The sequence below is a fragment of the Nocardioides ultimimeridianus genome, from assembly GCF_054777895.1.
The window spans coordinates 76,632-90,181 of record NZ_BAAHAB010000017.1 but is presented as its reverse complement, the minus strand read 5'-3'; the positions used below and the strand labels follow the sequence as shown (position 1 = coordinate 90,181).

12 protein-coding genes are annotated in these 13,550 nt (G+C 71.6%); 3 read left to right on the top strand and 9 right to left on the bottom strand.

Going from position 1 to position 13,550, the window contains the following annotated elements:
* Nucleotides 1-85: 85 nt before the first annotated feature.
* The 5 genes from ACYU8V_RS15770 to ACYU8V_RS15750 are packed head-to-tail and all read right to left on the bottom strand — an operon-like array spanning nucleotide 86 to nucleotide 5,372.
* Nucleotides 86-709, bottom strand: a complete 624-nt coding sequence (locus ACYU8V_RS15770) for a TetR/AcrR family transcriptional regulator (protein WP_460848687.1) — start codon at nucleotides 707-709, stop codon at nucleotides 86-88.
* A gap of 55 nt (nucleotides 710-764) precedes the next feature.
* On the bottom strand, nucleotides 765-1,811 hold the full coding sequence (locus tag ACYU8V_RS15765; protein ID WP_460848686.1) for an NADP-dependent oxidoreductase: 1,047 nt from the start codon (nucleotides 1,809-1,811) through the stop codon (nucleotides 765-767).
* A 23-nt stretch (nucleotides 1,812-1,834) separates the two neighbouring features.
* Nucleotides 1,835-2,851 carry an NADPH:quinone oxidoreductase family protein gene (locus tag ACYU8V_RS15760; protein WP_460848685.1) on the bottom strand — a complete coding sequence of 339 codons (1,017 nt, stop codon included), beginning with the start codon at nucleotides 2,849-2,851 and terminating at the stop codon, nucleotides 1,835-1,837.
* Nucleotides 2,851-3,657: an SDR family NAD(P)-dependent oxidoreductase gene (locus ACYU8V_RS15755; protein WP_460848684.1), complete on the bottom strand. Its 807-nt coding sequence runs from the start codon at nucleotides 3,655-3,657 to the stop codon at nucleotides 2,851-2,853. Before ACYU8V_RS15755 ends, ACYU8V_RS15760 begins: the two co-directional genes overlap by 1 nt.
* A gap of 8 nt (nucleotides 3,658-3,665) precedes the next feature.
* The gene (locus ACYU8V_RS15750; protein ID WP_460848683.1) at nucleotides 3,666-5,372 is read right to left on the bottom strand and encodes an AMP-binding protein; all 1,707 of its coding nucleotides are present in this window, start codon (nucleotides 5,370-5,372) and stop codon (nucleotides 3,666-3,668) included.
* 126 nt (nucleotides 5,373-5,498) lie between these two features.
* Here ACYU8V_RS15750 and ACYU8V_RS15745 point away from each other — a divergent pair, with 126 nt between their 5' ends.
* Nucleotides 5,499-6,392 carry an alpha/beta fold hydrolase gene (locus ACYU8V_RS15745; RefSeq protein WP_460848682.1) on the top strand — a complete coding sequence of 298 codons (894 nt, stop codon included), beginning with the start codon at nucleotides 5,499-5,501 and terminating at the stop codon, nucleotides 6,390-6,392.
* On the top strand, nucleotides 6,385-7,923 hold the full coding sequence (locus tag ACYU8V_RS15740) for an acyl-CoA carboxylase subunit beta (protein ID WP_460848680.1): 1,539 nt from the start codon (nucleotides 6,385-6,387) through the stop codon (nucleotides 7,921-7,923). The genes ACYU8V_RS15745 and ACYU8V_RS15740 overlap by 8 nt, the downstream gene beginning before the upstream one ends.
* Here the strand turns inward: ACYU8V_RS15740 and ACYU8V_RS15735 are convergent.
* On the bottom strand, nucleotides 7,901-9,418 hold the full coding sequence (locus tag ACYU8V_RS15735; protein WP_460848679.1) for a long-chain-fatty-acid--CoA ligase: 1,518 nt from the start codon (nucleotides 9,416-9,418) through the stop codon (nucleotides 7,901-7,903). The genes ACYU8V_RS15740 and ACYU8V_RS15735 overlap by 23 nt on opposite strands.
* 128 nt (nucleotides 9,419-9,546) lie before the next feature.
* Between ACYU8V_RS15735 and ACYU8V_RS15730 the strand changes: the two genes are divergently transcribed.
* The gene (locus ACYU8V_RS15730; RefSeq protein ID WP_460848677.1) at nucleotides 9,547-10,335 is read left to right on the top strand and encodes an alpha/beta fold hydrolase; all 789 of its coding nucleotides are present in this window, start codon (nucleotides 9,547-9,549) and stop codon (nucleotides 10,333-10,335) included.
* A 61-nt stretch (nucleotides 10,336-10,396) separates the two neighbouring features.
* On the opposite strand, the gene ACYU8V_RS15725 is transcribed toward ACYU8V_RS15730, so the two are convergent.
* The 3 genes from ACYU8V_RS15725 to ACYU8V_RS15715 form a co-directional block, all read right to left on the bottom strand.
* Nucleotides 10,397-10,741, bottom strand: coding sequence for a hypothetical protein (locus ACYU8V_RS15725; protein WP_460848673.1), 345 nt, complete (start codon nucleotides 10,739-10,741; stop codon nucleotides 10,397-10,399).
* 96 nt (nucleotides 10,742-10,837) lie between these two features.
* A complete protein-coding gene (locus tag ACYU8V_RS15720; protein WP_460848672.1) occupies nucleotides 10,838-11,197 on the bottom strand; it encodes a helix-turn-helix domain-containing protein in 360 nt (119 codons plus the stop codon).
* A gap of 179 nt (nucleotides 11,198-11,376) precedes the next feature.
* On the bottom strand, nucleotides 11,377-13,515 hold the full coding sequence (locus ACYU8V_RS15715) for an MFS transporter (protein ID WP_460848670.1): 2,139 nt from the start codon (nucleotides 13,513-13,515) through the stop codon (nucleotides 11,377-11,379).
* Nucleotides 13,516-13,550 lie beyond the last annotated feature (35 nt).

Below are 13,550 nucleotides of genomic sequence, written 5' to 3'. Positions count from 1 at the left end.
TCCTTCTGAGGGGGAATGGTCCGACTCGATTGTCGTCCGGGCCCCCGGAGATCACCTGAGAATCCGCGAAGAACCGCGGCGGCGGTCAGCGCGCCACCAGCGAGTCCAGCAGCAGCGTGGCGAACTCCCTGCCGACCTCCACGGGATCCAGGCCCCGCTCCTCGCGCCACCACATCGGCAGGTGGTGGACCGCGCCGAAGAAGTAGTCGACGACCAGGTCGGCCCGCACATCGCCGCGGAAGACGCCGGACTCCTGCCCGGCGACGATCATCTCGCGGAACATGTCGTGGTAGCGGCGGCGCTGGTCGCGGACCTCGCGCTCGTGCTCGGGGTTCAGCTGGTGCAGCGAGCGGAAGAAGATCGTCGTGCTCGGCAGGTTGTGGATCGTGGTCGTCACGACGTCCGCCGCGGCGTCCGCGACCCGCTCGGCGATCGGGGCGTCCGAGCCCACGAACGCCTCGAGGTGCGAGGTCTGCATCCGCAGCACCCGCGCGTAGATCTCGGCCAGCAGCTCGTCCTTGGACGCGAAGTAGTGGTACATCGCGCCCTTGGTCACTCCGGCCGCCGCGACGACGTCCTGCACCGAGGTGCTCTCGAAGCCCCGCTCGGCGAACAGGTCCCGGGCGACCTCGAGCAGCTTCTCCCGGACGGTCAGGCCGTCGACCACGACCGGCGGACGCCCGATGCGCCTTCCACCCTGCTGCGTCATGGACCCTCCTGGTGCTTGGTGTGCCAAGCCTACGAGAAACCGCCCGGGTGGTATGTCACCCCTCGCGCAAAGATCCGTCTTCGAGGGGACCGACCTGCACGAGCACCTTGCCCAGGTAGTCGCCACGCAGCAGCCCGCGGAAGGCAGCGGGCGCGTTCTCCAGACCCTCGACGACGTCCTCGGCGTACCGCACCGAGCCGTCGGCGATCCACCCGGCCATGTCCCGCAGGAAGGCGTCGTGGTGGGTCGGCACGAACTCGTCCTGGATGAACCCGCGCACGGTCAGGCTCTGGGTGAGGATCCGGCGCAGGAAGCCCGGGAACTGGTCGGGACCGGTCGGTGCCTCGGTGGCGTTGTACCAGGCGACGACGCCGCACACGGGCATGCGGGCGAAGCGGTTGAGGCGGCGTACGACGGCCTCGGTGACGTGCCCTCCGACGTTCTCGAAGTAGACGTCGATGCCGTCGGGCGTCGCCGCCGCGAGATCCTCGACGAAGGTGGGCGAGCGGTGGTCGACCGCCGCGTCGAAGCCGAGGTCCTCGATCAGCGAGCGGCACTTGTCCGGGCCGCCGGCGATCCCGACGGCCCGTGCGCCCTTGACCTTCGCGATCTGGCCGACGGCCGAGCCGACCGGACCGGTCGCCGCGGCGACGACGACGGTCTCGCCGGGCTGCGGGCGGCCGATCTCGAGCAGGCCGCCGTACGCCGTGAAGCCGGGCATCCCGAGCACGCCGAGGGCCGTCGACACCGGGGCGGCCGCGGGGTCGAGCCGTCGCGTGTGCCGCCCGTCGACGACCGCGTGGGTCTGCCAGCCGGTGAACGCGAGCACGATGTCGCCGACCGCACGCTTCGGCGAGCGCGACGCGACGACCTCGCACACCGTCGCGCCGATCATGACCTCGCCGAGCGGCACGGGATCGGCGTAGGACTTGGCGGTGCTCATCCGGCCGCGCATGTAGGGGTCGAGCGAGAGGTAGATCGTGCGCAGCAGGACCTGTCCGTCCTCGAGCTCGGGGAGCTCGACGGTGGCGGTCTCGTAGGCGTCGTCGCCGGGCTCGCCGACCGGGTACGCCGCGAGCCGGATCTGGGTGCTGGTGGTCATCGATGTCCTTCCTTCGCGTGCCTTCACGACACCGCGGCGTCGTACCCGACCCGGCCGACGGTGACGCCGTCGGCGAGCCGCTGCACACCGGCGGCGACCTCCTCCAGCGGCAGCCGCTCGCTGACCAGCGGGGCGATCGCGCCCTGGGCGGCGAGCTCGGCGAGCGCGTCGTGGCACTCCTGGACCGAGGCCGGGTCGTAGGTGTTGTAGAGGCCCCAGTGCAGCCCGACGATCGAGTAGTTCTTGACCAGCGCGTGGTTGAGCGCGGCGGACTGGATCTCCCCGCCCGCGAACCCCACGACGAGGATCCGGCCCTCGAAGGCGATGCACTTGGTCGAGCGCTGGTAGGTGTCGCCGCCGACCGGGTCGTAGATGACGTCGGCACCGCGGCCGCCGGTCTCGGCCTTGACGACCGCCACGAAGTCCTCGGTACGCCGGTCGATCACCACGTCGGCTCCGAGCTGCCGGGCGACCTCGGCCTTCTCGGGGCCGCCGACGACACCGATCACCCGCGCGCCCGCGGCCTTGCCGAGCTGGATCGCGGCACTGCCGACTCCGCCGGCCGCGGCGTGGACCAGCAGCGTCTCGCCGGCCTGCAGGTGCGCGCGACGGTGCAGCCCGAACCAGCCGGTCTGGTAGCCGATGTAGAGGCTGGCCGCCTGTGCGTCGTCGAGCTGCGGCGGGGCGGTGAAGGTGGTGGCCACGTCCATCAGCGCGAGCTCCGCGAAGCCGCCGTACGGCAGCACGGCGGCGCCGAGGACCCGGTCCCCCACCGCGAACCGCGTGACGCCCTCGCCGAGCGCGACGACCTCGCCGCACAGCTCCACGCCCGGCGTGAAGGGCAGCTCGGGCCGCACCTGGTAGAGCCCGCGACACATCAGCGCGTCGGGGAAGTTCGCCGCGGAGGCGAGCACCCGGACCACCAGCTGGCCGGCGCCCGGCTCGGGCACCGCGACCTCGGTCAGCTCCATCACCTTCGCGGGCTCGCCGAGCTCGCCCACCCGCCAGGCCCTCATCGTCGTCGTCATCGTCGAGGTCATCAGTTCTCCTGCTCCTGGTGCTGGTCGAGGTAGCGCTGCAGCTTGTTCATCCCGCCCAGCCACCGATCGGTGTCCTCGGCCCGGGCCTTGTAGTAGTCCCCCGCCTGCGGGTGCGGCAGCACCAGGAACCGTCCGTCCTGCAGGGCGTCCCAGGTGATGTCGGCGACCTCCTCCGGGGTGCGCGCGCCGTCGGCGGTGAGGATCTGGTGCATCGGGCCGGAGGCCGCGAGCATGTCGGTCTGCACGCCCTGCGGGCAGATCGCCTGCACCACCAGGCCGCGATGGCGGTACGTCGCCGACAGCCACTCCGCGAACGCGACCGCGCCGTGCTTGGTCACCGAGTACGTCGCCGTCTCCAGCGCCGTGAGGATGCCCGCGGCCGACGCCGTCACGACGAAGCGGCCCTCGCCGCGCTCGAGCCAGCGCGGCACGAGCAGCCGGGCGGCGCGCACGTGGGCCATGGTGTTGACCTCCCAGCTCGCGGCCCAGTCGGCCTCGCTCGCGTCGAGGCCCAGCCCGCGGGCGATGCCGGCGTTGGCGAACCAGGCGTCGATCTCGCCGAGCTCGGCGCCCGCGCCCTCCACCAGCGCGGCCACGCCGTCCTCGGAGGCGGCGTCGCCGGGGATCGCGATGGCGCCGATCTCCTCGGCCGCGGCGGCCGTCCGGTCGGGGTCGAGGTCATTGACCACGACCTGCAGGCCCTCGGCGACCAGCCGCGCGGCCAGCGCCTTGCCGATGCCGCCGGCGGCACCGGTCACGACCGCCGTACGGCCCTTGAATCCCTCATTGCTCACGCCGTTGCTCACGTCTTTCCTCATCCTCGTGACATGCCGAGCGTCCGTGCGCGCTCGACCAGCTCGACCTTGCGGATCTTCCCGGTGTCGGTCATCGGGAACTCGCCGACCACCACCACCCGCGGGACCTTGTACGTCGCCATGTTCGCCCGCGCCCACGTCTCGAGCCGCTCGGCGTCGATCGCGGCACCGTCACGCAGCGACACGAACGCGACCGGGCACTGGCCGCGCGCCGCGTCCTCGGTGGGTACGACGGCGGCGACCTCGACGTCGGGATGGCCGGTCAGCAGCATCTCCACCTCGGCGGGGAAGACGCTCATGCCGTTGACCTTGATCATGTCCTTGGCCCGGCCCAGGAAGTGCAGGCAGCCGTCCTCGTCGAGGCGGCCGTTGTCGCCGGTCATCAGCCAGCCGTCGCGCAGCTGGCCGGCGGTGGCGTCGGGGCGCCGCCAGTAGCCGGTCATCACCGACGGGCTGCGCACCACGATCTCCCCCACCTCGCCCAGCGGCACCGGCGACAGGGTTCCCGGCTCGACCACCGCGACGTCGGTGCCCGGCACCGGCAGCCCGCAGAAGATCGGCTCGGCCACCAGGTCGGCGTCGCCCGCGTCGAAGCCGTAGGGAGTCACGTCGAAGGTGTGCGTCTCGGTCATCCCGTACGCCGCCTCGCGCAGCACCGAGTGCGCACCGACCGCCTCCCGCCACGCCACGCGGACCTCCGGGGTGAGCACCTGGACGAAGGAGATCGCCATCGGCAGCCGCAGCGCGCTCAGGTCGGTCGACGCGAGCTCGTCGCGGCCCAGCAGCTCCAAGTAGTTCTCGACCGTGCCGACCAGCACGCCGACGGCGTACCGCTCCAGCAGGCGGAGCGCCTCGCCGGCGTCCCACCGCGCCATCAGGATCGAGGTCCCGCCGGCGACGATCGGGTTGAGGATGCCGAGGTCCTCGCCCGCGATCCAGAAGATCGGGAGGTAGCACAGGGCGGCGTACGACGGGCTGTCGGCGAATCCCGTGGCGCCGATCGCCGAGGCGGCCGTGTAGAGCATGTGCCGCTGGGTGTGCTCGCAGCCCTTGGGCAGGCCGGTGGTGCCGCTGGTGTAGTTGAGCGCGGCCAGTGCGTCGAGGTCGCCGGAGCGGTCGGTGCCGGGAGGGTGGCTGACCGCGTCGCGCCACGCGACGACCTCGACCCCGGCCCCCGCCCCGAGCGCCGGCTCGCCCCCCACGGCGGCCATCTCGGTGGCGGCGGTCACCAGGCAGCGGTCCAGGCGGTGGTCCGGACCGAGCGCCCCGGCGACCTCCTCGACCAGTGGCAGCAGGGTGTCGAGCGTGATCACGACACGGGCCCCGCAGTCGGTCAGCTCGTGGGTGAGCTCGGCCGCCTTGAACATCGGGTTGACCGGGACGTGCACCGCCCCGGCGCGCAGGATCGCGAGGAACGCGATCACGAACTGCGGGCAGTTGGGCAGCAGGACGGCGACCCGGTCGCCGGGCCGGACACCGGCGCCCTCGAGCCAGCCGGCGACCGCCGCGACGCGATCGGCCAGCTCGGCGTACGACATCTCGGCGCCGGCGAAGGCGAGGGCGGGGCGATCGGGCCGCTCGCGCGCCCAGTGCTCGACGTGGGCCGGCAGCGAGATCTCGCCGGCGGGGTAGGCGACCTCGGCGGGGGTGTCCGCGGGCCGGATCCGCTCCTGGCGTCGTCGTACGTCGCGGAGGTGCTCCTCCATCGTCGCCCTGTCCGTCACTGTGCCCTTCACCGTCCTCCCGGATCGCCGAACGCCGGCCAGCATAGACATTCCGACCGCTCGGTTTGTATCCTGCCTCAGATCGTGCCCCCGGAGGAAGGTGTCCCAGTGACGGACCGCGAACCGAACATCCAGTACGCGACCTGCGGGGACCTGACCCTCGCCTACGAGACCTTCGGATCCCCCGACGACCCGGCCCTGGTCCTGGTCATGGGCCTGGCCACGCAGATGATCGGCTGGCACGACGACTTCTGCTCGCTGATCGCCGACCAGGGCTTCTTCGTGGTGCGCTTCGACAACCGCGACATCGGCCTGTCCACCCACCTCGACGCGGCCGGCGTGCCCGACCTCTCGCCCCTGTTCTCGGGCAACCCGATCACCGAGGCGCCGTACCTGCTCGGCGACATGGCCGACGACACCGTGGCCCTGCTCGACGCGCTCGGCATCGAGCGCGCGCACGTCGTCGGCGCCTCGATGGGCGGCATGATCGCCCAGGAGATCGCGCTGCGGCACCCCGACCGCACCGCCACGATGACCTCGATCATGTCCACGCCCGCGCCGCAGATCGGTGCGCCCACACCCGCGGCGATGGGCGCCCTGCTCAGCCCGCCGCCCACCACCGAGGACGAGGCCGCCGAGCGCTCGGTGCAGGTCTACAGCGTGGTCGGCTCCCCCGGCTTCCCCCTCGACACCGAGGGCCTGCGCGCCCGCGGCCGCGAGTCCTTCCGTCGCGCCAACGACCCCGCCGGCGTCGCCCGCCAGCTGGCGGCGATCCACGTGTCCGGCAGCCGCATCGAGCGTCTCGCCGACCTGGCCGTCCCCACCCTCGTCCTCCACGGCGAGGACGACCCGTTGGTCCAGGTCGACGGCGGCCGTACGACGGCCAAGGCGATCCCCGGCGCGCGCCTGGTCACCTACCCCGGGATGGGACACGACCTGCCGAGGGAGCTGTGGTCCGACGTGGTGGGCGAGATCGTCGAGCATGCTCGTACCCGTGGCTGACCTGACCGACCCCGCACCCGATACCGCAGAAGCGCCCGCCGAGGGCCTCACCGAGGTCCTCGCCCGCGCCCATCTGACCACCGACGCCGCCCGGCAGGCGAAGGTCGACCGCTGGCACGCCCGCGGCCGGCGTACCGCCCGGGAGAACATCGCCGACCTGGTCGACCCGGGCAGCTTCGTGGAGTACGGCCGGTTCGTCACTGCCGCTCAGGAGCAGCGCCGGCCCCTGGCCGAGCTGGTCGTCGAGGCGCCCGCCGACGGCATCGTCGGCGGCACGGCCACCGTCGACGGCCTGCCGTGCGCGGTGATGTCCTACGACTACCTGGTGATGGCCGGCACCCAGGGCTTCCGCGGGCACCACAAGACCGACCGGCTGGCCGAGCTGATCGGCCGGATGCGGCTGCCGTCGGTGTTCTTCACCGAGGGCGGCGGCGGTCGCCCGGGCGACACCGACCTGCCCGTCGTCTCCGGCCTCGACGTCGCCTCGTTCGCGCTCTGGGCGGGCCTGGACGTGCCGCGCATCGCCGTCGTCTCCGGCCGGTGCTTCGCGGGCAACGCGGTCATCGCCGGCACCGCCGACCTGCGGATCGCCACCCCCGACGCCAACCTCGGCATGGCCGGCCCGGCGATGATCGCCGGCGGCGGTCTCGGCCGGTTCGCACCCGAGGAGATCGGCCCGGCCGACGAGCAGTCGGCCAACGGCGTCATCGACGTGCTCGTGGAGGACGAGGCCGAGGCCGTGGGCGTCGTACGCCGGATCCTCGGCCTGCTCGCCGACCGCGACCGCCCCGACACGGCCGGCGACGACACCGACCAGCGCGCCGCGCTGCGCACGATGCTGCCCGAGAACGACCGGGAGGCCTTCGATGTCCGGCCGGTCGTGGAGACGCTCTGCGACCACGACAGCGTCGTCTGGCTGCGCGCCGGGTGGGCGCCCGAGCTCGTCACCGCGCTGGCGCGGATCGACGGCCTCACCGTCGGGGTGGTCGCCAACCAGTCCACCCACATGGGCGGCGCGCTGACGGCCGACGCGTCCGCCAAGGCGGGCGACTTCCTCGAGCTGTGCGAGCGCTGGGGCCTGCCGGTGGTGAGCCTCGTCGACACCCCCGGCTTCATGGTCGGCCCCGACGCCGAGCGGACCGGACTGGTCCGGCACGCGTCGCGGATGGTCACCGCGGGCGCGCGGCTCACGACCCCGCTCGTCGGCGTGGTGCTGCGCCGCGGCTACGGCCTCGGCGCCCAGGCGATGCTCGGCGGCAGCACGCACCGCCCGCTGCTGACGGTCGCCTGGCCCGACGCCCACCTCGGGCCGATGGGCCTCGAGGGCGCCGTACGGCTCGGCATGGCCAAGGAACTGGCGGCCCTCCCCGAGGAGGAGCGCGAGGCCGCGGTGGTCGAGCACACGGCGGCGTACCGCAAGCACGCGAAGGCGCTCAACGCGGCGCGGGTCTTCGAGATCGACGACGTCATCGACCCCGCGGACACCCGCGCCGCGGTGGCGCAGACGATCAGGCGCGCAGCTCGCGCTTGAGGATCTTGCCGCTCGGGCCCTTGGGGAGCTCGTCGCGGATGATGATCGAGCGCGGGTACTTGTACGCCGCGAGCCGCTCCTTGCAGTGCGCGGTCAGCTCCGCCTCGTCGGCCGTCGAGTTCGGGCGGAGCACGACGAACGCGACGACCTCCTCGCCGAGCCGCTCGTCCGGGCGGCCGATGACCGCCGCCTCGACCACGTCGGCGTGCTCGTAGAGGATCTCCTCGACCTCGCGCGGGTAGACGTTGTAGCCGCCGCGGATGATGAGGTCCTTGAGCCGGTCGACGATGAAGTAGAAGCCGTCCTCGTCGCGGTAGCCGATGTCGCCGGTGCGGAACCAGCCGTCCTGCATGACCTCGGCGGTCGCGTCGGGCCGCTTGTAGTAGCCCTTCATGATGTTGTGGCCGCGGATCGCGATCTCGCCGCGCGCGTCCGGGCCGGTCTCGGTCACCTCGCCGTTCTCACCGAGGATCTTGAACTCCACGCCCCAGATCGGCTTGCCGACCGAGAGCACCTTGCGCTCCTCGGCACTGATGTTGAAGGTGGCCGTGCTCGCGGACTCGGACAGGCCGTAGCCCTCGAGCACGACCACGCCGTCGAACTTCTCCTCGAACGCCCGGATGACCTCGCCGGGCATCGAGGCGCCGCCCGAGCAGGCCGCGCGCAGCGAGGACGTGTCGCGGCCCGCGACGTCGGCCTGCACCAGCGCGATGAACATCGTCGGGACGCCGGAGAAGATCGTCACCTTGTGCCGCTCGATGGCGTCCAGCGCGCTGGCGGCGTCGAAGCGCGGCACCAGCACCAGCGTCGCGCCGTGGCGCACCACGATGTTGAGCACGCTGGAGAGCCCGAAGACGTGGAAGAGGGGCAGCACGCCCAGCGAGACGTCGTCGGAGCGGACGCCGAACAGCTCACCGGCGACGGTGCAGTTCATGTAGAGCTGGAAGTGGGTGAGCTCGGCGCCCTTGGGCCGGCCGGTGGTGCCGCTGGTGTAGAGCAGCACGGCGGTGTCGTCGGACGACATGGCGCGCTGGATGCCGGTGTTGCTGGCCTTGAGCAGCTCCTCGAAGTCGCGCGCCTCGTCGACAGCCGACGGGCCGTCGGTACCGACCAGGTAGACCGGGACGCCGCCGGCCTCCCGCGCGCCGTTGATCGCGGCGGGCGCCATGGCCTCGTAGCTGATCAGGAGCCGGGCGTCGCTGTCCTGGAGGTGGTAGCTCACCTCGGGGGCGGTCAGCAGCGGGTTGATCGGCACCATCGTCATGCCGGCCTTGAGGATGCCGAAGTAGGCGAAGACGAACTGGGGGACGTTGGGCAGCTGCACCGCGACCTTGTCGCCGCGGGTCAGGCCGAGCGCCTCGAGGGAGCTCGCCACCCGGCCGGAGAGATCGTCGACCTCGGCATAGGTGAAGGAGCGGTCGCCCACGTGGAGCATCGGCTTCTCGGCGTACGTCGCTGCCGACTGGGTGAGCATGGTGGCGAGGTTGAAGGACATCGGGTGGGGCTCCTTGGTCAACAGGGCGTGCGGCGCACGGCCGGGTCGAAGAGGCCGGAATCGTGGACATCCCGACCGGGCGGTTTGTATGTTAGCAACGTCACATCTCAAAGCCGAGAGGGCAAGCGATGACCAGCGAAGGATTTGCCGAGCAGTACCAGCGACCCAGCGAGCTGCTCTGGCGGACGGAGGCGCTGCGCACCGCGGGCGACTTCGCCGCCCTCTGGTTGAGCTGGCCCCGTCTCGCGCCGCTGGAGCGCGGCGACGGGCACGGGGTCCTGGTACTGCCCGGGTTCCTCGCCGACGACGCGAGCACGGTCACGATGCGCACCGTCCTGTGCGCCCACGGCTACCGCGTGCGGGGCTGGAGCCTGGGGACCAACCTCGGGCCGACCGCCCGGCTCTGGCGCGGCGCACAGCGCCGGCTGGAGCGCCTGTACGCCGACACCGGCCGCCCGGTCACGCTGATCGGGCACAGCCTGGGCGGCATCTTCGCCCGGGAGCTGGCCCGGCGGAACCCGGAGCTGGTGCGCCAGGTGATCACCCTCGGGTCGCCGTACCGGCTCTCGACCTCGGACGCGCCCGACGTCACCACGGTCGGCCACCTCTACCGGGCCCTGCGCGGGCTGCACACGGCCGCGTTCGACGCGGGCGACCGCGAGGAGGACCGCACGCCCCTGGAGGTGCCGGCGACCTCGATCTACTCGCGACGCGACGGGGTGGTGCCCTGGCGGACCTGCATCGACCTCGAGCGGCCCGAGGCCGAGAACGTCGAGGTCGGCGCCAGCCACTGCGGCATGGGCGTGCATCCCGACGTGCTCGCGGTGATCCTCGACCGGCTGCGCCTGCCCGCGGGCGGGTGGGCGCCGTACGCCGGCGGCTCGGGCCGGACCACGGTCACCGCGCTCGCGTCCTGACGGGACGCACGGACGGGGCCGCTCCCGGTAAGGGAGCGGCCCCGTCCTGCACCCGCGGGGGTCAGGCCTTCTTGGCGGCCTTCGGCGCGGGCGCCGCAGCGGCGGCCTTGTCGGCGGAGCTCGAGGCGACCTCGAGGACGCGCAGGGTCAGGTCGCGCTGGGCGGCCAGGAGCCGGTTGGTGAACTCGAAGTTCGCCTCGACGATCTCGCTGGGCTTGGGGAGGCGCTCGGAGAGGACCTCGTTGAGCTTCGCGAAGGGCTCGCCGGTCGGCAGGGTCGGGGTCGGGATGGCCTCGACGACGCGCTGGGCGTTCTCGGACAGCTTGGCGACGGTCTCCTCGGCGGTCTTGAGGGCGGCGACCCACTGGTCGGCGATCTGGGTGGTGATCTCGGTGTAGGTGGACATGGTGATTCCTTTCGATACGTGCTGCTCGGTTGTCGGCCGGGAATGGCCAGGTGGTAGGCGACGGGACGGCCCCGCTGGAGGAGGCCGTCCGGCGGCTCAGGAGCCGACCATCGCCTTGTACGTCGCGATCAGGGCGGACTTCTGCGCCTGGGAGAGCGCCTCGTCCCCGGCGATCGCTTCGAGGACTCCGGCGTACCCGCCGGTCGCCTCACCCGCGTCCGGCAGCCAGCCGGCCCTGCGGAAGAGCTGGTCCGGAGCCACGCCCAGTCCCTTGGCGATCGCCGAGAGGACGTCCGGCGAGGGCTGGTACATCCCCCGCTCGACCTGGCTCAGGTAGGAGTCGGAGACGTTGATGGCCCGGGCGAAGGCACGCAGCGAGACCTGCGCGATCTCGCGCTGTGCCCGCAGGTACTTGCCGAGATCGGCCATGGCCTCGGCGTTCGCTTCCTGGTTCATCTGCTTCTCCTATCTCGCATCTGCTTGATGTACCAAGCATGCAGGATGGGTGCGTGGTGTGTCAAGCACCCGCGCTGTCCTTTTCATCTTCGTGCGCGACGGCACCGTCCCGGCGCGCAAATGAGGGACGCCGCCGCCGGGGCGTACCCGGCGACGGCGTCCCCTTCCTTGGGCGTCGGTCAGGCCTGCCCTGCCTTGACCTTCGCCAGCTCGGCGGCGACCGCGGCGTCGTGCTCACGGAGCGCGGCCTTGGCCTTGCGCGGGTCCCAGTACCCGGCCATCAGCCAGATCATCGGCAGGAAGATCACCGCGCCGGCGACGCACAGCCACCAGTAGTGCTGCCACTGCTTCGGTGCCTTGGCCAGCGCCGGTACGACGATCGGAGCGTTCTCCGCGACGTACTCCACGTTGCCCGCGACCTTGGGATCGGTCATCGCCGACGACACGGCACCGACGGTCTGGGCGACCTTCGGGTCCTCCATCGCGGTCGACACCGCGCCGACCGTCTGCGCGACGCCGGCGTCCTTGGTCGCACCCTCGACGTCACCGACCGTCTTGGCGACCGTGGCGTCGCTCATCGCGGTCTTGACCGCGGTCAGCGTCCCGGCGACCTTCGGGTCCTTGAGCGCGCTCGCGTACGCCGGGTCGGTGGCCGCCTTCGGGTCCGCGATGATCGCGGCCACGGCCTTGTTCTCGGCAGCGCTCAGGGTCGGGAGCTTGCCCTGCGCCGCGGCGAGGACCGTGGCGACGCCCTTGTTCTGCTCGGCGCTGAGGCTCGGCAGCTTGCCCTGCGCCGCCCCGAGGACCAGCTCGACGCTCTGGTTCTGCTCCGCGGAGAGGGTCGGGATCTTGCCGCCCGCCGCGGCGAGGACCGTCGAGACACCCTTGTTCTGCTCGGCGCTGAGCGTCGGCAGGAGGCCCTGTGAGGCACCCAGGACCAGCTCGACCTGCTGGTTCTGCTCGGCGGTGAGCCGCTTGTCGAGGCCGTTGGCCATCACGCCCACCGTGTGCCCGCGACCGCCGTCGAGCGTGAGGCCGCCCGGGTTGTCGATGATCGGCGTGGCGGTGTTGATGATCGCCGGCATGATGACGACCGCGACCGCGAAGATGCCGCGGATCAGCAGACCCCAGACGGCCAGGCCGGTGGCCGTGAGCGCCGGGTTGCGGCGCTCGACCGTCTCGGTGTAGCTCGCCATCCACGACACGTAGGCCATGCCGGCGAAGAACAGGCTGCCGGCGACCAGGAAGGCCAGCTTGCTGAACAGCGGCGTACCGCCGAACGGAAGCGCCTCCGTGCCGAAGTGCGTGGCCTCCATGGCGAACAGGATCATGAAGATCGTCGACATGACGCCGCCGATGAGCATGAACGGCTTGCGCACGCCCAGCTTGTCGGAGATGAAGCCGAAGGCCACCAGGCCGCACGCGTTCGCGACCCAGGCCGCGATGAGGACCCGGTTGGCGTCCTGCTCCTTGTAGTTGAACACGATCTGGAAGTACGTCGGACCGAACGCCACCAGCACGATGTAGAACACCAGGAACAGGCTGATCGCGAGACCGGACAGCAGGATGTCGGGCTTGAGCATCTGCTTGATCGGGTGCTTCAGGCTCGCCTCGACGTCGATGCCGCGCATCTTGGCCTCGACCAGCGCTCGGTCACGCGCATCGACCATGACCTGGTCGCGGATCGACGGCGGGAGCTCCTTGAGCCCGAACAGCGTGATGACGCCGACCACGAGGCCGACGATCCCCGACACGACGAACTTGTCCTGCCACGTCTGGGTGTCGGACCCGGAGGCCACCACGACGGTCACGACGACGCTGCCGAGCACCGGCCCCATCGTCCAGAAGCCCATCGCCGAGGCACGGCCGACCTGCGGGCTGAAGTCGCGGACCACCGCGGGCGTCGCCACCAGGATCACGCCCTCGCACACGTTCAGCAGCACGAACATGATGCTGAAGGAGGCCTTGCTGCTGGCGTTCGGGATGCCGAAGATGCACAGCAGCGAGACCACGAACATCCCGATCGAGATGACGTTCGCCCGGCCGATCTTGTCGACGACGTGCGCGGCCTCGGCGGCGATGGCCGCCAGCACCAGCGCCGCGACGTTGAGGTAGACGAACGGCGCGAAGTCCATGTGCAGTGAGGCCATGACGTGGATCGCCACGCCCCCGGTCAGGTACAGCTGGTAGTACAGGACGACCGTCGCCGCGACCACGACGGCGAGCGACGTGTAGCGGACCGACGGCTTCGGATAGTGGTCGAGCTCGCGCTTCAACCACCCTGGTCGAGCCGCGACCTGTGTCGGTACAGCGGTCATGACAACTACCTCTTCTCTCTCGGTGCTGGCGGCAG